Raw genomic sequence first — 24,726 nt, 5'->3', positions numbered from 1 at the left:
TTTACTATGAGCTTATTTTTTTAGTACCGAATAGTTTTTAAAAATGTTATGTTTTTGCAAGGCTTAGAGCTTTATATGTCATTCCCGCTTTCGCGGGAATGACATCAAACGCTTTTCAAAAACTGTCCGGCTATATTATTTTTTATGCAACCTAGACTATAATAAAAACTATATCAAGATTTTTTAAAATAGTCTCATATATTGTTGTTAATTACATTTATTATACTCAATTGCAGCCTTAACAAATTCAATAAATAAAGGATGAGCTTCAAAAGGTTTAGATTTAAATTCTGGATAAAATTGTACTCCTACAAACCAACGAAGTGCCGGTAGTTCAATTATTTCTACAATCTCTTCATCTTTTGAAAAACCGCTAAATACTACTCCGTTTTTTTCAAAAATATTTTGAAATTCATTATTAAATTTATATCTATGACGATGTCTCTCATTTATTTCAAGGCTTTTATAAGCATTAGCTGCAATGGTACTTGCGACCAAACTACAAGGATAAGAGCCAAGCCTCATAGTCTTTTTTACATTTTCAATTGTTATTTTTGAGTCTTCACGGTTTTTATTTATTTTCTCAATAATTTTTGTACCGTCTACTTTAAATTCTTCCGTTACTGCATCTTTAATACCGATTAAATTCTGAGCTATTTCGATTGTCGCAAGTTGCATACCGAAACATATTCCAAAAAAAGGTATGTTATTAGTACGGGCATATTTTATTGCTATAATTTTTCCTTCAGTTGCCCGTTTTCCAAATCCGCCCGGTACTAAAATCCCGTCTATATCTAATAATTTTTTATTAATATTCTCTTCAGTTAGATTTTCAGCATTTATCCATACTAAGTCAATTTTGTATTTGTAATAAATACCTGCATGATCAAGTGCCTCGATTACTGATTTATAAGCATCTTTTTTAGCTATTATAGCGATTCTTACTTTTGAATTAGAATCTTTTAGCCTACCAATTATATCATGCCATTTATCTAATTTGGACGGCACGACATTAATATTAAAAAATTTTAATACTTTATTGTCAAGACCTGAATTATGATACGCAATCGGTACTAAATATATATTTTTTTGATCTATTGCCGGAATAACATATTCAGATTCTATATTACAAAATAAAGCTATTTTATCTATTTCGCTTTTTGAAATATTACGTTTTGCACGACAGACTAGTATATTAGGTGAAATACCTATAGCACGTAATTCTTTAACTGAGTGTTGGGTAGGCTTTGTTTTTAATTCACGGGCGGTTTTAACATAAGGTAATAATGTTAAATGAATAAATAAACAATTTTCGCTTTTTAATTTGTTACCGATTTGCCTTATAGCTTCAAAAAACGGTAGACCTTCAATATCATCGACTGTACCGCCTATTTCACAAATAATAAAATCAAAACCCTTGGTGTTTGAAAGTATAAAATCTTTTATTATATTCGTAACATGCGGGATGATTTGAACGGTAACGCCGGTGTAATTTCCTAAACGTTCATCTTTAAGTAATTTTGAGTATATCGCTCCTGTCGTGATGCTATCAAACTTGCACGAGGAAACTCCGGTAAAACGTTCATAATGGCCAGGATCTAGATTGGTTTCTGCTCCGTCATCCGTTACATATACTTTCCCGTGTTCGTGAGGATTCATAGTCCCAGGGTTGACGTTAAGATAAGGGTCTAGTTTTCGTACGCAAACTTTAAATCCTTTCGCTTGTAATAGCATAGCAAGAGATGCTGCCGTTAGACCTTTACCGAGTGATGAAACAACGCCGCCGGTAACAAAAATGAAACGTACCATTATTTATTATAAACCTAGTTTACTAATATTTTCGTAAAATTTTACTGTTTTTTTTAAGTCTTCTTCCGTATCTACGGAAATAGGAATATTCTCAACTAAACATGTACCTATAGTCATACCGTTTTCAAGGACACGTAATTGTTCTAAACGTTCTGTTTTTTCTAAAAAAGTTGGCTTAAGAGATACAAATTTTTCTAAAGCGTTTTTGCGAAAACCATACATGCCTACATGATATAAAAATTCTTCTGCACCGTTTGGAATAAGACTACGCGAAAAATACAATGCTTTCCCCGCTGAGTCAACCGCTACGGTAATATTACTACTAGCTTCCACTGATTCCCTATCTACTTTTACTACTGGTGTAACAATATCGTATTCGCTGTTTTTTAAATATTCTATAATTTTCAAAATAGAGCTAGGTTCAATGAAAGGCATATCTCCCTGTACATTAACTATGTAATTAATATGTTTATTATTTGGAATTAATTTAAAAGCTTCATAAGTACGATCAGTGCCGGTAGGGATATTGCTATCGGTAAATATTACTTTCCCTCCGACTTTTTTAATAATTTTTGCTATCTCTTCCGAATCGGTTGCAACGTATATATGCTCAAGGTTAGCCTGATTTACTTGTTTGAATACCCGCTCGATTAAAGTTATAGAGCCGATAAGCTGTAAAGGTTTTTGTTTAAGCCTAGTTGAACTTAGCCTTGAGGGGATAATTATAGCCACGTCCTGATGCTGCATAAACTGCCTATATTTAAATTAAAAAATAATTGTTGACAAATTAGCCTTTTTCGGCGATAAAGTAAAACATAATTTTTGAATATATTTTATACTTTAGATGTCATCCCGTGGCTTGACCACGGGATGACACACAGAAAAAGCATAAATATATTTAAGAGCTCGTAGCTCAGTCGGTAGAGCATTTGACTTTTAATCAAAGGGTCCCGGGTTCGAATCCCGGCGAGCTCACCACATCTCTATATTGTGGGTTTGTAGCTCAGCTGGTTAGAGCACACGCCTGATAAGCGTGAGGTCGGAAGTTCAAGTCTTCTCAAACCCACCACTAAATCTACCGCAACTATAATGGTACCCAAAAACTGGACTACTAAAATGATAGAATGAGATATAATTTTCAAATACAAAAGAGAAATTATATGTCTAAAAAAGCAAAACAATATAGTGCAGCAGAAAAAACAAAGATAGTTTTAGAAACAATAAAAGCTGAAATGACAATAGCTCAAATTAGTAGCAAATATGGAGTTCATCCGACACAAATACAAGAGTGGAAAAAAGAGGTATAGAAAATTTAATTAGTGGTTTTCAAATTAAGCCACAATCCAAGGATCCAGATCATCAGGATTTAATAAAACAATTGTATGAACAAATAGGCCAGTTAACTGTTGAACGTGACTGGTTGAAAAAAATCTACATTGTTTGGACTTGGCAATTAGAAAAAATATGGTAGATAAAGATTGTAGTAATCTAAGTATCGCTAGGCAATGTACTCTACTGTTTATTAACAAATCTAGCTATTATTACAAGCCACAAGGCTTAACCCAAAAAGACTTAGAAATAATGCAAGTAATTGATGAAATATACACACAGCATCCTTACTTTGGAGCAAGAAGAATGTCTGAGCACCTTGTACCATTTGGAATCACAATAGGTCGCGAGGCAGTAAGTCGTTATTATAGAATAATGGCTATTGAAGCTATCTATCCTAAAATGAACTTAAGTAAGCGCAATCAAGCTCATAAAATATATCCATATCTTTTAAAAGGAGTTGAAATTATTAAAGTAAATCAGGTATGGAGTACAGATATCACTTATATTAGAATGGCACAAGGATTTGTATATTTGGTAGCAATTATTGATAGGTTTAGTCGTTATATTGTAAGCTGGAAGGTGTCTATTAGTTTAGAAAGTGACTTTTGTATTGATGCACTGGAAGAAGCTATAATAAAATATGGTCAGCCTGAAATCTTTAATACAGATCAAGGTTCTCAATTTACATCAAAAAATTTCACAGATAAACTAATTAAACGTGAAATCAAAATCATTATGGATGGCAAAGGCAGAGCCCTGGATAATGTATTTATAGAAAGATTTTGGCGTTCATTAAAACAAGAAAAAATATATTTGATGGTTTTAAATACTGTCAAGGAGGCAAAAAATGCTATAACTGATTACATAAATTTTTATAATAGAAAAAGAATGCACCAGTCATTGGAATATCTCACTCCGGAACAGGTGTATTTTACAAAAATTATTGAGTAAAATTATAACGCAAATTATATCTCATAAATCTTAATTTTTAGTCTAGACAAATTGGGCCACCTCATTGATTTTAGCCGATTACTATCTATCCCCGCTTGTGCTACAGTTTTCTTTATTCGTCTTTTTGCATCAATGAAATCCGGAGTCTCCTAAGATTTGTCCTTGCAACAGCACCAACTATAGCAATAGCTGCTCCAAACCAAAATGCAATACGTCAATCAAGTCCAAAAGAAGTAACAAGTGTTCCTACCGCCAATGCTACGGTTGCACCTAAAGTTACAAAAACAACAAGCGAAGCCACCACCCAATAACGTTGAAGAATTTTTGTCATTTCGGTTAGATAAAGCTCGGCACCTACTACCTCCCCCATAGAGGACATCCCCTGAGCGATCCGACACGCAGTTACTACAAAAGTCGCCGTAATACTAATTTCGGCATAAGTTTTTAAATTAGCCATTATAAGACAACAAAGCGACATTAAAAAAGTTGTAATAATGACCGTTGCCTTACGACCTATAGTATCTCCTATCCAACCGAATATTAAAACACTGATAGGTCTAAATACATATTGTTGAACAATATGCAATGGCAGAATATAGAGAAACAGCTCGTGCATCGGCTTCAGGAAAAAATAACTCGTTAAGTAGTACCGCCATGTGTACATAGGAGCATGAGATCAAAATATTCAAGAAACATACCTATCGATAGTAGCCCTATTGCTTCTTTTTGATTACGGGCTAAACTCTTTTGCGTAACTTAACATGCTTTTTTACAGAATTAATCTTACTACATGACAATTTTTAGAGATGTAAGGACTAAAGGATTGAATTTTGCTGATAATTCATGATGATAACGGGGAAAGAACTTGGTTTACATATGAAAGATCATTCCGCCCCTCTAGTCGAATTATTACAAAAACATATTTCGCTTAATTTATCAAGAGCAAAATGTTTAGGATTATTTATCATTTCAATGCTTAACAGCAGGACAGTAAACATGTCATTGTTATGCAATAGAATGCCGTCTGGGATTAAAGCAGCTTCATGGTATAGAAGGATGCAAAGATTTATCTCTGAAATCTCAATATCATGGAGAGTATTACCTGTTATGTTAGTCATGATGACTGGGTTTGAGCAGGAGCAAAAATGGGTATTGTGTTTAGATAGAACGAATTGGAAATTTGGTAAACGACATATAAATATTTTATATTTAGCTGTCAGTTTTCATGGTATAGCGATCCCCCTTTTTGGAATTTTCTAAGTGATAAAAAGTGTGGTAACTCTGATTATATTGAGCGTATTGATCTGATGGAGTGTTTTTTAGAAGTTTTTGACAAAAACCGCATTGAAGCATTAACCGCTGATAGAGAATTTATAGGTAAGGAATGGCTCTCTTGGCTTAGAACAAATCAAATAAGATACGTTTTTCGAGTTAGAGAAAATGGACAATATATCAGTAATGCAAGGGGAAAAATGGTTAAAATACAAGAGTTATTTCGCCCTCTAGCCATAGGATCGCATGTGAGTTTGTCACAACGTAGAATTGATACAAAAGGTGAAATATTTAATGTAGTAGGGATCAGAAATAAGAAGAGTGAACTTGCAGTCTTAATACATAGTGATGAGATCAAAAATCCTGCTGAGATATATGCTCAAAGATGGCAAATTGAAACAATGTTCAAAGCTTTTAAATCAGCAGGATTCAACTGTGAAGCAACTCATATTACTAATGATTTACGATTAGATACATTGATGCAAATATTGTCTATTGCATTTTGCCTAGCTTATCAAACTGGAGAGATTATAGTTTTAGATAAACCAATAGTTATTAAAAAACATGGTTATAGGCAAAATAGTATATTTCGTGTTGGATTAGATACATTGGTTAATATCTTGTATAATATTTCTACTCAATTAGTACGTTGGATACAGCTGTTGTCCTTGATATTCCAATATCCAAAGATGATAAAATGAAAAATTGTCATGTAGTAAGCAAATTTCCAATTCGTTCTATCTAAACACAATACCCATTTTTGCTCCTGCTCAAACCCAGTCATCATGACTAACATAACAGGTAATACTCTCCATGATATTGAGATTTCAGAGATAAATCTTTGCATCCTTCTATACCATGAAGCTGCTTTAATCCCAGACGGCATTCTATTGCATAACAATGACATGTTTACTGTCCTGCTGTTAAGCATTGAAATGATAAATAATCCTAAACATTTTGCTCTTGATAAATTAAGCGAAATATGTTTTTGTAATAATTCGACTAGAGGGGCGGAATGATCTTTCATATGTAAACCAAGTTCTTTCCCCGTTATCATCATGAATTATCAGCAAAATTCAATCCTTTAGTCCTTACATCTCTAAAAATTGTCATGTAGTCATGTAGTAAGAGAATTAATAAAGAACTATACTGTTTTATATAAAAATAAAAGTCAATTAAAAAAATTAGATTTTATAGCATTGCTAACTAAAGACAGGTATCGTATGAGCTGAGCGACTGAAAGGAGCGTATCAATCTAAAAAAATTCTAGTTTACAGAGTTTTTAACTAGATTGCTTAGTCAATTACTTTGTAATTTCCTTGCAATGGCGTTAATTTATTAAATAATCTATATTTAGCAATACCAATAAATTTCTAATTTAATACTTGCAATTTATCTTATAATTACTTATATTCAGATTCGCTTAGATTAAAAAGCACTAAGGCGTTTTATATGTAATTAATTTTGATCCCCTTAAACTTTTTACATTAAAACGCCGTTATTTTATTTAAGCGGGTGTAGCTCAGGGGTAGAGCGCTACCTTGCCAAGGTCGAAGTCGAGGGTTCGAATCCCTTCACCCGCTCCAATGATTTTTTCTTAAGAAATATTAAAACTATTTCAGTATTAACCTGAATGTTTAGGATGTCATTCCTGCTTTCGCAAGGCCTTGTTGCATAACTCGTTTTATGTCATTCCCGCGTAGGCGGGAATCCAGTAAAGCAGATAAAAAACTTATTTTTTTATCTGTTTATTTTATCAAATATGTAATCTATATCAATATTGAAGCTATTTATTCTGGATTCCCGCCTACGCGGGAATGACATAGAACATGTTTTTCGAGCCAGGCAACAACGCCCTTTCACAAATGACATCGGTAAGTTTATCATAAATTCAATCTTCCAAACCATTTATTTATTTTACCCTTGCATAAAAGCGTTTAGCTAGCTATTTTTATTTTATTAAACTTCTTGCATAACGTAGTTAATAAGGAGAAATTTGTAGGAGACACTTCACCTCGAACCGCAGCATACACTTAGTACGTGAGGATTCGAGTACCGGATCGACACACAAATTACCCTTAGAAGCAAGTTATGCAAGAAGTCTATTGCAACAATTAGGAAATTACATATGTCAGCAAATACGCAAGATAACCAGACAAACAATAACGACACTATAGAAATACAGGAAACTGAGGTAGTACCTGTAGAAACAAATTTTCTACAATCGGGGTTAACAAGCTTAATACCTATGGTTTTAATTTTTGCCGTATTTTACTTCTTATTATTACGTCCACAAGAAAAACGCCGCAAAGAAAGAGAGAAATTAGTAAGTGAAGTTAAAAAAGGCGAAGAAGTTCTAACAAATAGCGGCATTTACGGTATTGTGACTAAAGTAAGTGAAAATGACAATAATATTGAAATCGAAATAGCTAAAGACGTACGTATTAAAGCTTTAAAAAGTGCTATTATCAATATAACTAGTCGTACAAAAGAAGTAGCAGTAAAAAAAGAAAATAACAAAAAAGATAAGAAGGTAAGCGGTGCAAAATCTTCCTAAATGGAAAATCTTTCTTTCAATTATATGTACGGTTTTTGCGGTTATTTGTGCCTTACCTAATTTCATGCAGGTAAACTCTAAGTTTCTGCCTCATGATTCAGTAAATCTAGGGCTTGACCTTAGAGGAGGAGCCCATTTATTATTCGATGTTGATTTTGACACCTACTTAAATGATTCAATGGAAAATCTTGCCGACACTTTACGCAAAAATTTTCGTGAGGATAAAATCGGCTATAAAAATCTGTTAGTTAGACAAAATAGCATTCAATTAGAAGTAAGATCGCCTGAGGAATTAAAGCCGTTAAAGAAAATAATTAATAAAATCGATCCGGAAATTATCGCTGAAATAAATGAAAATAAAATAAAGCTTAGCTACAGCGAATCTAGATTAAATGACTTACTTAATAAGGTAGTAGACCAATCTATTGAGATCGTTCGCATGAGAGTTGATAGTACCGGCACTAAAGAGCCGACCCTACAGAAACAAGGCGATAAGCATATATTGCTGCAAGTTCCCGGTGAAGAGAATCCCTCTTACCTGAAGAATATATTGGGGAAAACTGCAAAGCTAACTTTTCATTTAGTTGATGAAAATGCCAATATCGAAGAAGCGGTAAAAGGACATGTTCCGGTAGGTTCAATGCTAGTTAAGGGAGATAGCGAAAGTCATGGGGAGTATTATGTAGTTATAAAGAAAAAAGTTGTTTTAGGTGGGGATCAGCTTACAACCGCTTCAGCTTCTTTTGACCAAAATTCGCAAGCGGTAGTTGCTTTTTCTTTCAACAATTTAGGTAGTAAAATATTTGGTGAAATAACCAAAAATAATACCGGTAAACGCCTTGCTATAGTTTTAGACAATAAATTACTAAGTGCTCCAACGATAAACGGAGCAATTATGGGCGGAAGCGGTATAATAACAGGAAATTTTACCGTTGAGTCGGCAAATGAGCTTGCACTATTATTGCGAGCCGGTTCGCTCCCTGCCCCACTTAAAATTATTGAAGAGAGAAGTATAGGGCCAAATTTGGGTGCTGATTCTATAGAGTCGGGCAAAAAGGCAGGACTTATAGGATTTATAGCAGTGTGTATATTTATGGTTTGGTCTTACGGTGTGCTTGGTTTATTTGCCAATATAGCCTTAAGCCTTGCATTGTTATATATTTTAGCTTTACTTTCACTTTTCCAAGCTACTTTAACTCTGCCGGGAATTGCAGGAATAATACTAACTATGGGTATGGCTGTTGATGCTAATGTATTGATTTATGAAAGAATTAAAGAGGAATTACATAAGGGAGTTTCTAATCTTTATGCTATTAAAACCGGTTTTGAATCTGCGGTTGTTACTATCCTTGATTCCAACTTAACTACTTTAATCGTTGCCTTTTTACTTTATATATTTGGAGTCGGGGCAATAAAAGGTTTTGCCGTTGCATTAACGATCGGGATTATATCTTCAATATTTTCGGCGATTATCATTACTAAATTGTTAATAGATATTTGGGTAAAATATTTTAAACCTAAAAAACTAGGTCTGGTGTAAGAGGTTATCAGTAATGATTTTTATGATATTGTTGCGTACCGGAGTCGTCATTGCGAGGAAATTGCATAACAATTGACGAAGCAATCTCAGGAGTTTGTTATTATTTCATGAGATTGCCACGTCGCCTACGGCTTCTCGCAATAATGATTTTGACAACGTTCCTCAAGCCACAGAATGACAACGAAAAAACGGACAATATATTATGAAAATACAGTCAAATATTATAAAAATAATTATTGTAATTAGCTTATTAATAGGAGTAGGAGCATTATATTTATTGCTATCTTTAAAAACTCCTGACAAACCGCTTGCCGGTCAAGTTAATATCTATGAAGATAACGTAAAAATCGGCGGTGATTTTGAGCTAACTGACCAAAATGGAAAGATATTTAATAGTGATAAGTTGCAAGGCAATTTAAGTCTCATTTACTTTGGTTTCACCTCTTGTCCTGACATATGCCCGACCTTTCTAAATAAGATGACGGAGATTGTAGAAAATTTAAGTAAACATAACATAGATATTCTACCTGTTTTTATCACTATTGATCCAAAACGTGATACACCGGAAGTACTTAAAGAATATCTAAAACATTTTCATCCAAAATTTATAGGTCTTACCGGTAACGAGCAACAGATAAAAGATGTAACCGATAAATTCAAGGTTTTCTATGCTCGTGTAAATGGTGATGATGACGACCCGAACTATATGCTTGATCATTCATCTTTTACCTATTTAATCGATGCAAACGGAAAATATCTGAAACATTTCTATTTAGATTCTTCACCTAAAGAAATTATGGAGTTTTTAAAAGGCAATTAATGAGTAATTATATATTAGCTGCATATTTATTTACTTTTTTAGTTTTAACGATATTGTTAATTGCAAGTTTTTTAAATTACAAGTCATTGAAAAATAAACAGAACTTTAATGCAAAAGAGAGTAAGAAATAGATTAATAACAATAATTATTTGTTTCTGCTCAGCATGTTTAGGAATTAGTATAATACTTTACAATTTAGAGAAAAATATAGTATTTTTTTTGCCGCCGTCAAAAATTAATGGAATAGAACAAGGCAAAGAGTTAAGAGTCGGTGGGCTTGTTAAAACAGACTCAATAAATAAAATTGCTGCTGATAAGACAAGTTTTGTTATTACCGATAATATTAAGGATTTAGAGATATTATACCAAGGTGTAGTCCCTGCCCTATTTCGGGAAGGACAAGGAATTATTGCCATCGGGCAATTATCGGATGGGAAATTTATAGCAAGACAATTACTTGCAAAGCATGATGAGAATTACAGACCTCCGAGTTAAAATACTCGGTGTCATACCGTGGCTTGACCACGGTATCCATAAAAACAACTTAAAACACAGGTTGTTTCAACATTTTTAACTGGATGCCGTGGTCAAGCCATGGTATGACAAAAACAAGACAAAAAACATGTTTATAGATAAAATCAAAGCAAAAGCAAATAATGACGAAATAAACGTAATTATCGAAATTCCGATGAATAGCGGTCCAATCAAATATGAATTTGACAAAGAATCAGGAGCGGTTTTTGTTGATCGCTTTATGCAAACCACTATGAGCTATCCATGTAATTACGGTTTTATTCCTCATACTCTTTCAAATGACGGTGATCCCGTAGACGTACTTGTCGTAGCTCATCATCCGGTAGTGCCTGGGTCGGTTATAAAATGCCGAGCAGTCGGCGTATTGATGATGGAAGACGAATCAGGGCTTGATGAGAAAATAATCGCAGTACCGACTTCTAAGCTCGATATTACTTTCGATCATATTAAAGAGCTAGATGATTTATGTGACATGCTCAAGAAACGTATCGTGCATTTCTTTGAGTATTATAAAGATTTAGAAAAAGGTAAATGGGTTAAAGTTACCGGATGGGAAAATAAAGCAAAAGCCGATAGCTTGATTAATGAAGGTATAGACAGGGCAGGAGCGTAGAGCAACGCTGTCATACCGTGGCTTGACCACGGTATCCAGTAAAACATGATAAAAATTTATTTTTATATATTTATTCTATCAAGCTATGTACTATCGTTAACAACGTTGAGGTTATTTTTTCTGGATACCGTAGTCAAGCCACGGTATGACAGCGCGTACGTTTTTTGATCCATGCAATAACATTAAAATAAGATAAAAAACAAACAGTGGCCAACTTCTTGCATAACGAAGCTAATAAAGAGGAATTTGAAGGAAACACGGAACGCAGCACCACAGTGTACACTTTAGTAAGTGAGGATACGAGTACCGGATTGACGCACAAATTACCTTTAGAAGCAAGTTATGCAAGAAGTCGATTATTTCGTTCAGGAGTCGTAGTAGCTTTTTTTACACTAATTTCTCGCATATTCGGGCTTGTGCGTGAACAATTTATCGCATCATTATTCGGCTCTATGCCTATGGGTGATAGCATTAATGTTGCTTTTAAACTACCGAATCTATTTAGAAGAATTTTTGCAGAAGGTGCATTATCAAGCGTATTCATTCCTATTTATAATGAAAAAATGCTTATTTCTAAGAAAGCCGCTAATAATTTTTCAGGTGAGGTTTTTACCCTTCTACTTCTGACATTAATAGTAATAATAGCATTAATACAAATCTTCATGCCACAATTAATGCTGTTTATTGCTCCTGGATTTCACGGTAAAAAAGAAAAGTTTGAGCTTACGGTATTTTTATGCCGAATTACAATACCTTATTTAATATTTGTTTCATTAACGGCTCTACTTGGCGGAATATTAAACTCCGTAAAGAAATTTGCAGCTTTTGCTTTTTCACCAGTTATTTTAAGTGTATGCGTAATAATTTTTACTCTAACATTTGACAATTATATAGAGTCTACTATCTCAATTAGCTTATCTTTAATAATTGCCGGAATATTACAAGTTTCTTTTATGTTTGTCTGTGTGAAAAGAGCGGATTTAAACTTTCCGATAATTTTTAACCCAAGCGATCCCGATGTAAAAAAGCTTTTGATTAATATGGGACCAGCGACCATTAGCTCCGGCGTACAGCAATTAAACCTTTTTATATCCCAATCTATTGCTAGCTTTATTGAAGGTGCTATTTCTATATTATCTTATGCCGACCGGATATATCAATTTCCTTTATCGATAATAGGTACTAGCTTCTCTACTATATTGCTACCTGAGCTGTCAAAAATATATAAATCAAATGATATAGTAGCTGCAAAAAAAATACAGAATAACGCTATTAGAATGGGGCTATTGTTATCATTGCCTGCTACATTCGGTATTATAATTCTATCTCATCCGATTATTAATATAATTTATGAAAGAGGAGTATTCACGAGCCAAGATACTACAAATACAGCTGAGGCTATTTCTGCGTTTGCACTTGGGCTTCCTGCTTTTATTTTGGCAAAAATTTTAACTCCTATTTTTTATGCTAACGGAAATACTAAAACACCGCTCAAAATAACCTTATTTTCAATAATAATTAATACCGGTATGAATCTATTATTAATGGATTCTTTGAAACATATCGGTATTGCAGTCGGGACATCTATTGCAGCTTGGTATAATCTAGGTTTATTATATAGCTATACTACAAAACAAAATAAGCTACATATAGAAACCGGTATAAAGCTTTTCTGTGGTAAAATTTTGTTATGCTGTACATTAATGTCTATTATAATTGCTTTAATAAAGCATTATTATTTAGAATATTTTTATTCGGAATATTTACTGATTAAGGTCTGTATGCTAGGCAGTACAATTGCAGTTGGAATGGGAGCATTTTTCGGCATGGCATATTTATTAAAAGTGGTTAATTATGATAATAACAAGAAATAAGCACCAATCAAATTATCAGGATTTGCTAAAAACCTTAGCTATTATAGCCATGATTATTGATCATGTGGGTTTATATCTATATCCCGAATTAACAATTATGCGGATCATAGGTCGTACAGCTATGCCGGTATTTTGCTTTTTTGCCGGTTATAATTTTCATGATAAGCCAAAAACCCATATAATAATATTCGGTGTTTTGCTACAAATATATACCACTGTGCTATTTAAACAGTTTCTTACTACAAATATTCTAATCTCTATCTATTTAGGGCAATGGTATATTTATTATTTTCGTAATTCTTTAACTCGCTTTTTCTATAGCGGTTATTGTCATACAATTATAATGGTAATATTGTGGTATATTAGCTGGGCTTTGATTGATTACGGGACTCTTGTAATTGCTATAATGATACTTGGATTTATTTCAAAACATGAACAGGCAAATCTAAAGCTTTGCTGTTTTATAGCAATTTTTGCTTCTTTCGTGCATTCAACTCTTTTTACTCTTGCAATTTCCTTTAATGAGTTTAATTTTTCAAATACTGACTTAATTTTAAACCTCACTTTCTTAACAATTACCTATATATTAATGATCATAAGCGATTATTCACAAAAAATACCGATAAATTTAAAATGGATAAGCCGAAATGTTTTATATATTTACTGCATACAAATTATGATCTTACAATTCATATTTATCTATAAATACACATATGGTTTTAAAAATTGGTAAGTAAACATTAATAATTAGTGACAGTGGTCCTAGATTAATATTAATATGATTTAGATAATGTTGATATTACTTATATGGATTTGATAGATCGTCTAATTCCGGATAATGAACAATATAAAGAGCAATTTAGAAAAAACAAACTATTTAAAATTAAGTTAGATAGTACTCTACAAAAAAAATAAATTTCTTAAACATTTTCGGATTTGGTCAGACGAATTTCAAAAAATGGTATTAGCAAGAGTAGTGTTTTCTGAAACAAAAGAATTTAAACAACTTGCATGGAAGCATCTTACCGATGAATTTGGACATAATATAGAATTATCCCAAAATCTAGAAAATGGTAAAGAAACTACGGATTCTATTTTTGAGGCCTTAGGTTCTTGGTTTACGCTAAAAATGATAACTCTTGGAGATAGTGAAAGAGCCGTCCTTGCCCATTTAGTAATAGAGTCTTGTGCTACTATATTTTATGAAAAATTAGGATCAATATTTTTTAATCATAAAGCAGCAAAACATTTCAAAACACATATGCATCTTGATCCTGAACATGAACAAATGGGAATAGATTTATTAAAACAAATAAATATTAATGATTCTTCTTTACTCAATATTCAAAAAAAAGCTGGGATATGATTGAAGCTCTGTTTACTAGACTTGCTGAAATCACACAGGATTACCTTTATCTACCTAACTAATGTAAATAGCGAATTATTACATAATCCGCTATCTAGTTAAAAATAATGAAAATAAAAACTAATTAATTGACATTTAAATCCATTATATGTATATCACTAAAGCTTATTTATATATTAAAAATTTTTAATATATAAGCTATATGAATATTAAACAATATTAATGGATTAAGTTATGCCAATACTCCGCGTACTAACAGCAACACCAAAAAGCATTTTTAGTAAACTTACTTATAAATACGATTTAGCTACTACTATACGTGCTTATAATGCTGTAAATATACATCTAGATGAAGCTTTCAAAACTTCATTACAAAATAATTCTTACAAAACTGCAAAACTACTACTTTCATCAGGTCAACTTAATCTTAATTATAAGGACGCCTAAGGAAATTCAGTTTTAATGAATATACTTCAATCACAAACTACTAAAAAATTATTTTAGCAAGGCAAAAGTAGAAACTGGTTTTAAATTATTTCCTTTAATACCTAATAATAACGGTGAGACAATTTATAATATTGCTGCAGTAGCAGACAATAAAAAAGTTTCAAAAATTCTTTATCATAAAATAGCAGAGCTTCATGATCTTAATAAAATAGTAATCCAATACTTTGCTAACAAAAAAACGCGAGTTTCGTATTAATAGAGGAACTGAATAGCTGATAGTAACTGGGTTACGAGGATATTAGTAATATTGTTTTTGTTATAAAATGTACTTAAAACTGCATAAATTTTTAGTAAATTGTCTTTTTTGACTATAACTATTAAATTGTAAAACTTGTCACACCTCTTACAAAGCTTGAAAGGATAAGCATTATAGCATATTCATTAACCATAATTTAGGCATCTTAATACGAAACTCGCGTAAAATAGATTCAAATACTTTAGATTAGGATTTTTAACTGGATTGCTTCGTCAATTGCTATGCAATTTCCTTGCAATGATGAAAATCACTAAACCTAAACCAAATCGCTTACTTGCGATTTGGCGAAGAGCTTTATCTGAAAGTTAACAAAATTTAAATTACCTTTTGAGCCTATTTCCGCAAATTTATGAGCTTTAAGAAGTAGGTCATAATCGTCCGCTAAATCGGCAAAGAAAAATTCGATTTCGCCGCTTTGTTTTACTCCTAAAATCTCACCGCTACCTCGAAGTTTTAAATCCTGCTCAGCTATATAAAATCCATCATTAGTTTGTTTCATTATCTCAAACCTACCTCGGGCAACTTTTCCAAGCCTTTTAGGATTATATAACAATATACAATATGACTGCAAACTACCCCGCCCTACTCTACCTCTAAGCTGATGAAGTTGAGCGAGACCAAACTGCTCAGCATTTTCAATAATTATTAAGGTGGCTTCAGGTACGTCTATTCCGACTTCAATAACGGTTGTTGCAACTAATATCTTAATTTCACCTTCCTTAAATTGCTTCATTATTTGGTCTCTCTGCTCGTTCTTCATCTTACCGTGAATAATACCGGTATAACCTTGATAGATATTTTCAATAGAGTTAAAACGATTCATCACATCCATCAATAAACTATCCTCTTCCTCCTCTGGTGTCATCCCACGAGCTTGTAGCGGAATCCAGTCAAAATTACTAGCATTATAAGTTGTTTTTTGGATACCGCAGTCAAGCCGCGGTATGACAACAGGGGGTTTTCCATGCTCTATCAATGGACATATCCAATATACCCGCTCACCTACTACAAGTTTCTTGTTTATTGCTTCGATAATATGCTCTATCTTGTTAACGGACATAGTGTTCGTAGCGATAGGTAAACGATTTTTCGGCTTACCCATTAGCTTTGAGATACTCATATCGCCAAACATAGTAAGTGCAAGACTCCGAGGGATTGGTGTAGCAGTTATAACTAATACATCGGGATTTACTCCTTTATTTATTAGATTCAAACGCTGCTGCACTCCGAATCTATGCTGCTCATCGATTACTATATAACCTAGCTTATTAAAACTTACTTTCTCTTGAAATAACGCATGAGTACCGACTAATATATCAATCTCACCACTTTCAAGCTGCAGCATAATATTTTTGCGAACTGACCCAAGAATCTTACCGGTAAGCAACGCAACCCTTATATCAGTATTTTTTAATGCTTTAACAAAAAACTCGTAATGCTGGTTAGCAAGCAAATCGGTTGGAGCCATAAGAGTTGCTTGAAACCCGGCTTTCACGGTATTTACCATCGTAAGCAAAGCTACCAAAGTTTTACCTGAGCCGACATCGCCTTGCAACAATCTCATCATTTCTCCTTTATCGCTTTGATCAAACTCTATTTCTTCTATAACCTGCTTTTGATAAGAAGTTAACTCAAATCCTAGCTCATTTAATATATTTGCTTGAATAGCTGCAGCTTTAGGGTAAATATTACCTTGTCTTCTACTTATTTGCGTACGTACATTTAAAAGAGATATTTGATTAGCGATAAGCTCCTTAGCTGCTAGTTGTTTTTTGGCCGACTCAGTGTCATCCCACAGCTTTATTGTATTGCTTGGGGTTGTCATCCCGTGGCTTGACCACGGGATCCAGTTGTTGTTATGGATACCGTGGTCAAGCCACGGTATGACAGCCTCACTTACATGCAACATTTTCAAATTCTGCAATATAATATCTAAATAATCTTTTACTTCTTTATCTTCTATACTCTTACATTTCTCTTCAAATATCTCTATTGCTTTTATGATATACGAATATAGCTGTTTGTTACTCAGTAAATATGTCAGGGAATAAATCGGCTCTATTTCCTTTGCAAGCTTAGGATTAGTAATAAATTCAGGATGTGGAATCTGCAAATAATGATCAAAAAATTGTACTTTCCCGCTGATAATATGAGAAGTACCAATTTTTAACTTGTTAAAAATAAATGGATGGGGCTTATGGAAAAACACTAATAACAATGAACCGGTATCATTGCTAGCCGTAATCTTTAACGGCTGATGGCTTTTTTTCGGTAAATTAATGCTCTCAATTACAATTTCCGTTTGGATTATTTCACCGTCTCTAACTTCGGTTAAATTAGGTGATAATATTTTATTTTGATAAGAAACGGGTAGATAAAATAATAAATCCCGAATATTGTTAATACCAAGCCTTTTAAGAGCAGATACGGTATCTTCACGTATATTAATGAACGTTTTTACAGAAGAGAATAAAAATTTTTCTAGAATAGTTAGCATATATAGTCATATATCATTACTTTAATATCATGATTACATATATACTTTAAAATAAGTAGAGAGTTAATAAAAAAATAAGTGTCCTTATGTTATGCCTACGAAAGCATCGCCTATGTGGATCAGTTTTTCCAGTGTCATACCGTGGCTTGACCACGGTATGACACTGAACACATTTTTAGATCCACGCAACAACGCCCGCTCGCAATAACGTTTTTTGCAATGCTTATAAAGCTAATTTTAGCCCTGCTCTAAGAATAGCTGAGGCTTTTAAAGGCATATAGCTTAAGCAGGTAAGGTAGTTACTTTTTGTAATACGTGATAAGCAGCATCAAAAAAATATGTAAAGTTACTAGTATCTTTTCTAATTTGATGTTTAATTTTAAACCAATAATGTTCTATAGGATTAAGGTCAGGACTGTAAGTAGGAAGGAATAAAATACTTGCCCCTACCGATTCAATTAATTCTTTTACCTTAGAGTTTTTATGAAAATTAATATTATCCATTACTACGACTTGTCCTGCCCTTAATTCTTTAATGAGTATATCCTTGACATACGTCTCAAAAATAGCTTTATTACAATTGCCTTCAAATATTAGAGGTGCTACAATATTGCTATTAAATAGGCCAGCAATCATACTAATTCTGTGTTTGTGCTGATAAACTTTTTCACCATAACATCTTTCTCCTTTTGGGCTCCAGCCATGTTCTCGACACGCATTATCTTCTATTCCTGATTCATCCAAAAACACTAGTTTATCTTTGTCTATGGTGGTTATCTTTTCTATAAACTCATTTCTTAATTTATGATTTCTTTTGGGATGAAGAAAAGTTTTTTTATAGCTGTAACCAACTTTTCTAATCATGTTTATTATAGTTCTTGCTGACACTTTACTAGGATACAAGATGGCTAGCTCTCGACTGCTTTTATCTTTATTAGATTCCAAAAATTTTTTAAATCCTTCCATATCTGTTATTTTATGACTATGCCCTTTTTGATAGCCAGTTTTTAATTGAACATCTCCTGTTTCTTTCTTTAATTTCTTCCAATCATATATTACTTTACGGCTGATATTAAATACTTGACTTGCTTCTATTATTCTTTTCCCTGACTCAATATATTGAATCACTCCCTTTCTTAAATCATATGAATATGGACTTGGCATAACTATTTTCTAATTACTTTACCATATCCTTTTATTAATATCACTATCTTAATTGCCTATGCTATACCAACGATAAATCTGGCTGTTTTGTAACCGCCTGAGCCGACTATCTCAAATGTTTCATTTAAGCTAAGCTCAAAATTAACTGCTCCAAGTCCACCTTGTTTACAGCTCTCTTTTAAAGGAGTAGCGGTTAACATTTTAGGCTGATTCCAAAATGCCGCTTCTAAACCTAAACCGATAAAATCAAATTTGACTAAAATTATTAGCTTTAACTCCGACACCGTAAGACTTAAATTTCTGATTTTTGCCGTAATTAACATTAACTTGAATATATTTGTTATCAACAACAAAATGGTTAACTAAACCACGCTCTAAACCGTATGGAGCAAGTATTGCTCTAGTAGCCGGTAAATATTTAACCGGTCCTAATCAATCATCAGAATATCATTTAAGTTAGTATTCATTACAAATGAATAACCTGAATAAACTAAAAACGGATCAAATAAATCTAAATAAGCATATGAACGAATTTTATTTTTAGTAATATAATTTTTACCGTATATGGAGTTAATCGCTTTTACATATGCATTTATATGCTTACCGCTTTTATCTTCTTTGTCATCAAACTTAGTACTAAAAATATAACTTGCTTGATCTAGTCTTGTCCATAAATAACCTATACCGTAAGTAGTATTAATTTTGTTAATTGCCATATATCTATCTTTAATATTTTCAGATAGTAAATAACTTGCTTGAATCCCCCCTGTATCTATAGCAATTTGCTTATGAACTTGCAAAGAACTAAAGAACCCTCAGCTATAAGCTGAGGGGTTATAAAGTGGAATCGATTAGAAATCGATCATCATTCACAGGTTCGCCTTCCTGTTCATCAATATAGTGCTGTATCATTTCATCAGTTATATTACCTGAACTGACCGCCATATAGCCCCTAGCCCACAAATGATTGCCCCAAAATTGTTTTCTTAAATGAGCAAATTCTTGCAATAAAATTCTTGAGCTACTACCTTTTAAATACTGTACTAACTTGCTAAGAGATATTTGTGATTTATATGAGATAAACATATGCACGTGATCACATGATATTTTCCCTGAAATTATATATACTTCATGTTCCATACAAATCTGCCTTAGTAAATCTCTAGCCCTTTCCGCTACTTTGCCTATCAATACTCTCTTCCTATATTTTGGTATCCATATAAGATGTACTTTTAAATCATACTGACTATGACTATTCTTTCTATAACTTCTCATGTTTCTTGATATAAATTCATTGCTAAAGCAATTTCATTATATCTTCCCTTCGCCTGAAGGCGAGGGATTTCTTATCCCCGAAGGGGGACATTAAAATCTTTAGCTTTAAAATATGTTGTACCCTCAAAAGGACCTACCTCATATTTTGTTACTTTTAAGTCAAATTCTCTTGCTCTTGCTCCATGACCTCCTATTTCATGATTACCTACCATAATCCAAGATGTAGCAGTAAATCTTGTAATATAACTTAAGATCTTCATAGCTATATTATTTGAATCGGCAAATATAGCATCATCTAATTGACGGTAACCTTCAATCAATGACATAGCAGCATCGCTACTCGCTTTTGAGGACATATCTTTATCATAAGTAACTACATAGCTATAATTTTTCTAGAATTTTCTTGAACTGTAATATCATCATCAATATTTGATGCAGTTGCTAATACTGATGATGAATATAAAAGACAAGTAGCAATAGTTAAATTTAATGTCCCCCTTCGGGGATAAGAAATCCCTCGCCTTCAGGCGAAGGGAAGATATAATGAAATTGCTTTAGCAATGAATTTATATCAAGAAACATGAGAAGTTATAGAAAGAATAGTCATAGTCAGTATGATTTAAAAGTACATCTTATATGGATACCAAAATATAGGAAGAGAGTATTGATAGGCAAAGTAGCGGAAAGGGCTAGAGATTTACTAAGGCAGATTTGTATGGAACATGAAGTATATATAATTTCAGGGAAAATATCATGTGATCACGTGCATATGTTTATCTCATATAAATCACAAATATCTCTTAGCAAGTTAGTACAGTATTTAAAAGGTAGTAGCTCAAGAATTTTATTGCAAGAATTTGCTCATTTAAGAAAACAATTTTGGGGCAATCATTTGTGGGCTAGGGGCTATATGGCGGTCAGTTCAGGTAATATAACTGATGAAATGATACAGCGCTATATTGATGAACAGGAAGGTGAACCTGTGAATGATGATCGATTTCTAATCGATTCCACTTTATAACCCGGGGGTGTCAGAAAGTTTGTGTAAGTTATAAAAATAGTTAAGAATAAAATTAATTAAAACAACTTACATGAGGCTAATATGAAGAATAAGAGTAAAGTATCAAATCCGACTATAGAAAAAGTAGTATCAGAAATACTATCACAAAGTGATCCATCTGAGATATTTGGCAAAGAAGGAATATTTCAGGAAATTAAAAAGCAGATAGTAAATAAGATTTTAGAAAAAGAAATGGAATCTCATATAGGTTATGAGAAGCATTCTAAGAATACCAAGGAGTCAGATAATAGACGTAATGGCAATTATGAAAAGACTCTAATAGATTCCGAGGGTCGTAAATTGATAGTAGAAGTGCCAAGGGATCGGGAAGGAGAATTTGAACCTCAACTAATTCCAAAAGGAGTAAGGAGATTTGAAGGATTTGATGATAAAGTAATATCTTTATATGCTAGGGGAATGACTATTCGAGAAATACAAGGGCACTTAGAAGAACTATATGCCACCAAAGTATCATCTGAGTTAATATCAAAGGTAACTGATGGCATTTTAGAGGAAGTTACTGCGTGGCAGAATAGAGCACTTGATAGTGTATATCCTATAATGTAGATTGTATTCATGTTAAGGCAAGAGACAATCATATAATAATAAATAAAGCAGTTTATCTAGCTATTGGCGTGAATATAGAAGGCAAGAAGGAACTATTAGGTATTTGGATAGGCAAGAATGAAGGATCTAAATTTTGGATGCAAGTAGTAACAGAACTGAAGAATCGTGGTGTAGAACAAATATATGTTGCGTGTGTTGATGGTCTTAAAGGTTTTCCAGAAGCAATAAATAGCATTTTCCCAAAAACCACAGTACAACTGTGTATTGTTCATATGGTAAGAAACTCTGTAAAATACGTATCATATAAAGATTTAAAATTGGTAACAGCTGATTTAAAGGCAGTTTATTCTGCAATAAATGAAGCAGAGGGATTAAGAGAATTACAAAATTTTGCTAAAAAATGGGATGAAAAATATCCAGTTATTTTTGATATATGGCAGAGAAATTGGTCTGGAATAGCTCCGTTCTTTAGCTTTCCGGAAGACATTAGAAAGGCGATTTACACTACTAATGCTATTGAATCAACTAACCGTCAAATTCGTAAAATTATAAAAAATAAGGGGGTATTTCCAGATGATAAATCGATTCAGAAAATAATCTTTTTAGCATTGACAAATGCTTCTAAAAAATGGACAATGCCTATTAAGAATTGGGCCATGGCTTTAAATCAATTTGCTATACTTTGTGATACTAAATTTACAAAATTGGGCAAATGGAGAAATCGTACTTACACAAAAAATCTGACAGACCCGAAAGATAAAATAGCCGCAAGCTTCACTAATTCTGCTTCTTATTCAGGTGATAAGTTATGCAGTATTCAGCAGCTATTTCACTTCGCTATGCAGCATTGTATGATTTGGGTTGGGCGAGCTGAAGCTGCCACGAATTTTGCCGATCATGAGATGGCTGATCCCGATAAAATTAACCGCTTAGGTAGCTGGTCAGGACTTATGACTCAATCTAACCACAAATCTTCTCCTGATATTACTCCTACTCAAGGTGATCTAAAAACTGCTAATTTATTTGGCAAAAGAATAGTTGAAATAAGAAGTTTAAAGGGTAGAGCCCAAATCGTCACGAGCTAAGCGACTGCAGACTTTGTTGCGTGGGCCGCTTTTTCTCTTGTCATCCCGCGACTTGATCGCGGGATCCAGTCTTTTTAAACTTTTTTATGAATACCGTGGTCAAGCCACGGTATGACACCGAATGCGTTTTTCGATCCACGCAATAAAACCCAATCAAAGAAATAACATCTTAATTAACTTCTCACAAATGATGGTTTTGTGAACTCCTATTATTTAGAATTTTTTGAGCATGCGTAGTCGTTTTAGCATCTCGTTCTCCTTTAGTTTTTAGAATTTTTGATTTATTACTATTAACACTAACATCACTCCAGTTACCGCTATCGCTTTCACTGCCACTACTACTATCACTCATCTCCATAGCAACTCTTCGTGCTAAAATTGATGCAACTCCATTAAGTTTGTTAACATTCTGAGCAGGCTTACTATGAGAATGTGCAACCGGTTTTCCTGTATTAGGATCAAATTCAACTTTTTTACCCGAATTCTGGATTAAAAGAGGTAGGAATGGAAGTATTTACAAGGGATAGAAGATATTCTATATAAGTTTTTAGCAAAAAAACAAGAATATCCCCTTGAAGAAAGATATTACCGCATTATTTTATTTTGTCGATGATTTTTGTAAAGTTGCTGAATATTGGATTAGTCGGTCTTTTTTACCAATTAGCAATAAAAAACCTACAAGAGAGTCTAAGATAAGCCATTCTGAGCTATTAACAATAGTACTTTTATATCATCAATCACCTTGTAAAAACTTTAAATATTTTTATATGTCCTATCTACAATTATATAAATCTGAATTTGTAACTCTTCCATCATATACTCGTTTTATAGCTTTAAAACCCAGAATTCTAACGTATTTAGTTTTATTGCTTGAATGGTATATGTATCAATCTCAACCTACCGGAGTCTCTTATATTGATGCAACATCTTTAGCAATTTGTCATCCAAAAAGAGTATCTCGCAATAAGGTGTTTGCTGGTATTGCTGCATTAGGCAAAACAACAAAAGGTTGGTTCTTTGGTTTTAAATTACATTTATTGATTAATGAACTTGGAGAGATTCAAGGTTTAAAACTAACGCCTGGCAACATAGATGATAGAGTGCCAGTGCCAGAAATAACCAAACGTATTACTGGATTGTTGTTTGGGGATAAATGCTATATAAAACAAGAACTTTTTGATGAACTATACGTCAGAGAGATCAAGTTGGTAACTGGGATAAAGAAGAACATGAAGAATAAACTTATACCATTAATTGAAAAAATTTTACTACGCAAACGCTCAATTATTGAAACAGTTTTTAGTGTACTAAAGGGGTTTTTGAACTTGAACATACAAGACATAGATCAATTTGGAATGCCTTCGTCCATATCTTATCTACTCTTGTTGCTTACTGTATGAAATCTAACAAACCAGCTATATCTAAAAATTATCTAATCCAGAATTGAGGTTTATACATTTCATTGAAGATAATAAAACTTATGATTCTTATGCAGGACGACGTTCTAAAGAAGCAGTGAAAGAAAAGCTAAAAGAATTGAAATAAATCTCAATTTTTATTTTCGAGGAACAACCAACAGTGAATTTGCTATTGGTTGTTGATTAAAAAGCAATACTCTAAGTTATCTATACTAAAGTACCTTCTTCT

The 24,726-nt window shown here is 33.0% G+C and carries 23 protein-coding genes, 3 tRNA genes and 6 pseudogenes; 21 read left to right on the top strand and 11 right to left on the bottom strand.

Annotation, left to right across the window (positions count from 1 at the left end):
* Positions 1 to 207: 207 nt before the first annotated feature.
* Together REIS_RS02805 and REIS_RS02800 are read right to left on the bottom strand one after the other, a co-directional pair.
* On the bottom strand, positions 208 to 1,809 hold the full coding sequence (locus tag REIS_RS02805; RefSeq protein WP_008579744.1) for a CTP synthase: 1,602 nt from the start codon (positions 1,807 to 1,809) through the stop codon (positions 208 to 210).
* A gap of 6 nt (positions 1,810 to 1,815) precedes the next feature.
* Positions 1,816 to 2,556 carry a 3-deoxy-manno-octulosonate cytidylyltransferase gene (locus REIS_RS02800; protein ID WP_008579743.1) on the bottom strand — a complete coding sequence of 247 codons (741 nt, stop codon included), beginning with the start codon at positions 2,554 to 2,556 and terminating at the stop codon, positions 1,816 to 1,818.
* 155 nt (positions 2,557 to 2,711) lie between these two features.
* Here REIS_RS02800 and REIS_RS02795 point away from each other — a divergent pair.
* From REIS_RS02795 to REIS_RS02780, 4 genes are all read left to right on the top strand, one after another.
* A tRNA-Lys gene (locus REIS_RS02795) sits at positions 2,712 to 2,787 on the top strand.
* A 14-nt stretch (positions 2,788 to 2,801) separates the two neighbouring features.
* Positions 2,802 to 2,878: transfer RNA gene (locus REIS_RS02790), tRNA-Ile, on the top strand.
* Positions 2,879 to 2,969: 91 nt separating this feature from the next.
* A complete protein-coding gene (locus REIS_RS10940; RefSeq protein ID WP_008579742.1) occupies positions 2,970 to 3,116 on the top strand; it encodes a transposase in 147 nt (48 codons plus the stop codon).
* Positions 3,117 to 3,273: 157 nt separating this feature from the next.
* Positions 3,274 to 4,092, top strand: a complete 819-nt coding sequence (locus tag REIS_RS02780) for an IS3 family transposase (RefSeq protein ID WP_037214179.1) — start codon at positions 3,274 to 3,276, stop codon at positions 4,090 to 4,092.
* 214 nt (positions 4,093 to 4,306) lie between these two features.
* On the opposite strand, the gene REIS_RS14055 is transcribed toward REIS_RS02780, so the two are convergent.
* Positions 4,307 to 4,708, bottom strand: coding sequence for an MFS transporter (locus tag REIS_RS14055; RefSeq protein ID WP_233466333.1), 402 nt, complete (start codon positions 4,706 to 4,708; stop codon positions 4,307 to 4,309).
* Positions 4,709 to 4,935: 227 nt separating this feature from the next.
* Between REIS_RS14055 and REIS_RS12265 the strand changes: the two genes are divergently transcribed.
* Both REIS_RS12265 and REIS_RS12260 read left to right on the top strand, forming a co-directional pair.
* Complete coding sequence (locus REIS_RS12265; RefSeq protein ID WP_008579269.1) at positions 4,936 to 5,352, top strand: hypothetical protein; 417 nt, start codon at positions 4,936 to 4,938, stop codon at positions 5,350 to 5,352.
* The gene (locus REIS_RS12260; protein WP_338109802.1) at positions 5,298 to 6,065 is read left to right on the top strand and encodes an IS4 family transposase; all 768 of its coding nucleotides are present in this window, start codon (positions 5,298 to 5,300) and stop codon (positions 6,063 to 6,065) included. The genes REIS_RS12265 and REIS_RS12260 overlap by 55 nt, the downstream gene beginning before the upstream one ends.
* Here the strand turns inward: REIS_RS12260 and REIS_RS02765 are convergent.
* Positions 6,002 to 6,424 carry a hypothetical protein gene (locus REIS_RS02765; RefSeq protein ID WP_008579489.1) on the bottom strand — a complete coding sequence of 141 codons (423 nt, stop codon included), beginning with the start codon at positions 6,422 to 6,424 and terminating at the stop codon, positions 6,002 to 6,004. The two genes, REIS_RS12260 and REIS_RS02765, sit on opposite strands and share 64 nt — an antisense overlap.
* Positions 6,425 to 6,875: 451 nt before the next feature.
* Between REIS_RS02765 and REIS_RS02760 the strand changes: the two genes are divergently transcribed.
* The 10 genes and pseudogenes from REIS_RS02760 (at position 6,876) to REIS_RS02720 (ending at position 14,730) form a co-directional block, all read left to right on the top strand.
* Positions 6,876 to 6,950, top strand: a tRNA-Gly gene (locus tag REIS_RS02760).
* Positions 6,951 to 7,311: 361 nt separating this feature from the next.
* Positions 7,312 to 7,472 (top strand): annotated as a pseudogene (locus tag REIS_RS12255) (palindromic element RPE1 domain-containing protein); the annotation flags it as partial.
* 20 nt (positions 7,473 to 7,492) lie between these two features.
* Complete coding sequence (yajC, locus tag REIS_RS02755; RefSeq protein ID WP_008579738.1) at positions 7,493 to 7,921, top strand: preprotein translocase subunit YajC; 429 nt, start codon at positions 7,493 to 7,495, stop codon at positions 7,919 to 7,921.
* Complete coding sequence (gene secD / locus REIS_RS02750; RefSeq protein WP_008579737.1) at positions 7,905 to 9,461, top strand: protein translocase subunit SecD; 1,557 nt, start codon at positions 7,905 to 7,907, stop codon at positions 9,459 to 9,461. Before yajC ends, secD begins: the two co-directional genes overlap by 17 nt.
* A 202-nt stretch (positions 9,462 to 9,663) precedes the next feature.
* Complete coding sequence (locus REIS_RS02745) at positions 9,664 to 10,281, top strand: SCO family protein (RefSeq protein ID WP_008579734.1); 618 nt, start codon at positions 9,664 to 9,666, stop codon at positions 10,279 to 10,281.
* Between the two features lie 108 nt (positions 10,282 to 10,389).
* Entirely contained in the window at positions 10,390 to 10,776 is a 387-nt protein-coding gene (gene ccmE / locus REIS_RS02740; protein ID WP_008579733.1) for a cytochrome c maturation protein CcmE, read from the top strand.
* 127 nt (positions 10,777 to 10,903) lie between these two features.
* Complete coding sequence (gene ppa / locus REIS_RS02735; RefSeq protein WP_008579732.1) at positions 10,904 to 11,428, top strand: inorganic diphosphatase; 525 nt, start codon at positions 10,904 to 10,906, stop codon at positions 11,426 to 11,428.
* 311 nt (positions 11,429 to 11,739) lie between these two features.
* Entirely contained in the window at positions 11,740 to 13,302 is a 1,563-nt protein-coding gene (murJ, locus tag REIS_RS02730) for a murein biosynthesis integral membrane protein MurJ (protein ID WP_410525716.1), read from the top strand.
* Entirely contained in the window at positions 13,283 to 14,035 is a 753-nt protein-coding gene (locus REIS_RS02725; RefSeq protein WP_008579730.1) for a TraX family protein, read from the top strand. The genes murJ and REIS_RS02725 overlap by 20 nt, the downstream gene beginning before the upstream one ends.
* Before the next feature lie 74 nt (positions 14,036 to 14,109).
* A pseudogene (locus REIS_RS02720) lies at positions 14,110 to 14,730 on the top strand (hypothetical protein).
* Positions 14,731 to 15,687: 957 nt separating this feature from the next.
* Here the strand turns inward: REIS_RS02720 and REIS_RS17735 are convergent.
* The 6 genes from REIS_RS17735 to REIS_RS14855 form a co-directional block, all read right to left on the bottom strand.
* On the bottom strand, positions 15,688 to 17,928 hold the full coding sequence (locus REIS_RS17735) for an ATP-dependent DNA helicase RecG (protein ID WP_008579726.1): 2,241 nt from the start codon (positions 17,926 to 17,928) through the stop codon (positions 15,688 to 15,690).
* A 282-nt stretch (positions 17,929 to 18,210) separates the two neighbouring features.
* The gene (locus REIS_RS12235; protein WP_008579725.1) at positions 18,211 to 19,092 is read right to left on the bottom strand and encodes an IS630 family transposase; all 882 of its coding nucleotides are present in this window, start codon (positions 19,090 to 19,092) and stop codon (positions 18,211 to 18,213) included.
* Between the two features lie 56 nt (positions 19,093 to 19,148).
* On the bottom strand, positions 19,149 to 19,415 hold the full coding sequence (locus tag REIS_RS10925; protein WP_008579723.1) for a hypothetical protein: 267 nt from the start codon (positions 19,413 to 19,415) through the stop codon (positions 19,149 to 19,151).
* Between the two features lie 105 nt (positions 19,416 to 19,520).
* Complete coding sequence (locus REIS_RS02690) at positions 19,521 to 19,892, bottom strand: hypothetical protein (protein WP_008579722.1); 372 nt, start codon at positions 19,890 to 19,892, stop codon at positions 19,521 to 19,523.
* 34 nt (positions 19,893 to 19,926) lie between these two features.
* Positions 19,927 to 20,367 (bottom strand): IS200/IS605 family transposase, encoded by a 441-nt coding sequence (gene tnpA, locus REIS_RS02685; RefSeq protein ID WP_008579210.1) that lies wholly within the window; start codon positions 20,365 to 20,367, stop codon positions 19,927 to 19,929.
* Between the two features lie 71 nt (positions 20,368 to 20,438).
* Complete coding sequence (locus REIS_RS14855; protein ID WP_179943703.1) at positions 20,439 to 20,723, bottom strand: hypothetical protein; 285 nt, start codon at positions 20,721 to 20,723, stop codon at positions 20,439 to 20,441.
* Positions 20,724 to 20,947: 224 nt separating this feature from the next.
* Between REIS_RS14855 and tnpA (REIS_RS02675) the strand changes: the two genes are divergently transcribed.
* The 3 genes and pseudogenes from tnpA (REIS_RS02675) (at position 20,948) to REIS_RS14040 (ending at position 23,079) form a co-directional block, all read left to right on the top strand.
* On the top strand, positions 20,948 to 21,388 hold the full coding sequence (gene tnpA, locus REIS_RS02675; RefSeq protein ID WP_008579324.1) for an IS200/IS605 family transposase: 441 nt from the start codon (positions 20,948 to 20,950) through the stop codon (positions 21,386 to 21,388).
* Between the two features lie 81 nt (positions 21,389 to 21,469).
* A pseudogene (locus REIS_RS02670) lies at positions 21,470 to 22,674 on the top strand (IS256 family transposase); the annotation flags it as partial.
* Positions 22,675 to 22,845: 171 nt separating this feature from the next.
* A complete protein-coding gene (locus REIS_RS14040) occupies positions 22,846 to 23,079 on the top strand; it encodes a hypothetical protein (protein ID WP_037214075.1) in 234 nt (77 codons plus the stop codon).
* Between the two features lie 173 nt (positions 23,080 to 23,252).
* Here the strand turns inward: REIS_RS14040 and REIS_RS12230 are convergent.
* A pseudogene (locus tag REIS_RS12230) lies at positions 23,253 to 23,554 on the bottom strand (Arp2/3 complex-activating protein rickA); the annotation flags it as partial.
* A 97-nt stretch (positions 23,555 to 23,651) separates the two neighbouring features.
* On the opposite strand from REIS_RS12230, the pseudogene REIS_RS02665 reads away from it, so the two are divergent.
* Both REIS_RS02665 and REIS_RS16960 read left to right on the top strand, forming a co-directional pair.
* Positions 23,652 to 24,526: pseudogene (locus tag REIS_RS02665) on the top strand (IS982 family transposase).
* 2 nt (positions 24,527 to 24,528) lie between these two features.
* Positions 24,529 to 24,624: pseudogene (locus tag REIS_RS16960) on the top strand (penicillin binding protein transpeptidase domain-containing protein); the annotation flags it as partial.
* Positions 24,625 to 24,726 lie beyond the last annotated feature (102 nt).

It is taken from the genome of Rickettsia endosymbiont of Ixodes scapularis (genome assembly GCF_000160735.1).
Classification (GTDB): domain Bacteria; phylum Pseudomonadota; class Alphaproteobacteria; order Rickettsiales; family Rickettsiaceae; genus Rickettsia; species Rickettsia tamurae.
This window is presented reverse-complemented; position numbering and strand designations above follow the sequence as displayed.

Bases quoted from the DNA above. Each gene is read 5' to 3' on its own strand.
- REIS_RS10925 (WP_008579723.1), bottom strand. From the start codon at position 19,415: ATGTTAATTACGGCAAAAATCAGAAATTTAAGTCTTACGGTGTCGGAG.
- REIS_RS12235 (WP_008579725.1), bottom strand. From the start codon at position 19,092: ATGCCAAGTCCATATTCATATGATTTAAGAAAGGGAGTGATTCAATAT.
- REIS_RS02805 (WP_008579744.1), bottom strand. From the start codon at position 1,809: ATGGTACGTTTCATTTTTGTTACCGGCGGCGTTGTTTCATCACTCGGT.
- REIS_RS14040 (WP_037214075.1), top strand. From the start codon at position 22,846: ATGATTTGGGTTGGGCGAGCTGAAGCTGCCACGAATTTTGCCGATCAT.
- tnpA (WP_008579210.1), bottom strand. From the start codon at position 20,367: ATGAGAAGTTATAGAAAGAATAGTCATAGTCAGTATGATTTAAAAGTA.
- REIS_RS12265 (WP_008579269.1), top strand. From the start codon at position 4,936: ATGATGATAACGGGGAAAGAACTTGGTTTACATATGAAAGATCATTCC.
- ccmE (WP_008579733.1), top strand. From the start codon at position 10,390: ATGCAAAAGAGAGTAAGAAATAGATTAATAACAATAATTATTTGTTTC.
- REIS_RS02765 (WP_008579489.1), bottom strand. From the start codon at position 6,424: ATGATGATAACGGGGAAAGAACTTGGTTTACATATGAAAGATCATTCC.
- REIS_RS10940 (WP_008579742.1), top strand. From the start codon at position 2,970: ATGTCTAAAAAAGCAAAACAATATAGTGCAGCAGAAAAAACAAAGATA.
- REIS_RS02745 (WP_008579734.1), top strand. From the start codon at position 9,664: ATGAAAATACAGTCAAATATTATAAAAATAATTATTGTAATTAGCTTA.
- REIS_RS02780 (WP_037214179.1), top strand. From the start codon at position 3,274: ATGGTAGATAAAGATTGTAGTAATCTAAGTATCGCTAGGCAATGTACT.
- REIS_RS17735 (WP_008579726.1), bottom strand. From the start codon at position 17,928: ATGCTAACTATTCTAGAAAAATTTTTATTCTCTTCTGTAAAAACGTTC.
- REIS_RS02800 (WP_008579743.1), bottom strand. From the start codon at position 2,556: ATGCAGCATCAGGACGTGGCTATAATTATCCCCTCAAGGCTAAGTTCA.
- REIS_RS02725 (WP_008579730.1), top strand. From the start codon at position 13,283: ATGATAATAACAAGAAATAAGCACCAATCAAATTATCAGGATTTGCTA.
- tnpA (WP_008579324.1), top strand. From the start codon at position 20,948: ATGAGAAGTTATAGAAAGAATAGTCATAGTCAGTATGATTTAAAAGTA.
- yajC (WP_008579738.1), top strand. From the start codon at position 7,493: ATGTCAGCAAATACGCAAGATAACCAGACAAACAATAACGACACTATA.
- ppa (WP_008579732.1), top strand. From the start codon at position 10,904: ATGTTTATAGATAAAATCAAAGCAAAAGCAAATAATGACGAAATAAAC.
- REIS_RS14855 (WP_179943703.1), bottom strand. From the start codon at position 20,723: ATGTCCTCAAAAGCGAGTAGCGATGCTGCTATGTCATTGATTGAAGGT.
- REIS_RS14055 (WP_233466333.1), bottom strand. From the start codon at position 4,708: ATGCACGAGCTGTTTCTCTATATTCTGCCATTGCATATTGTTCAACAA.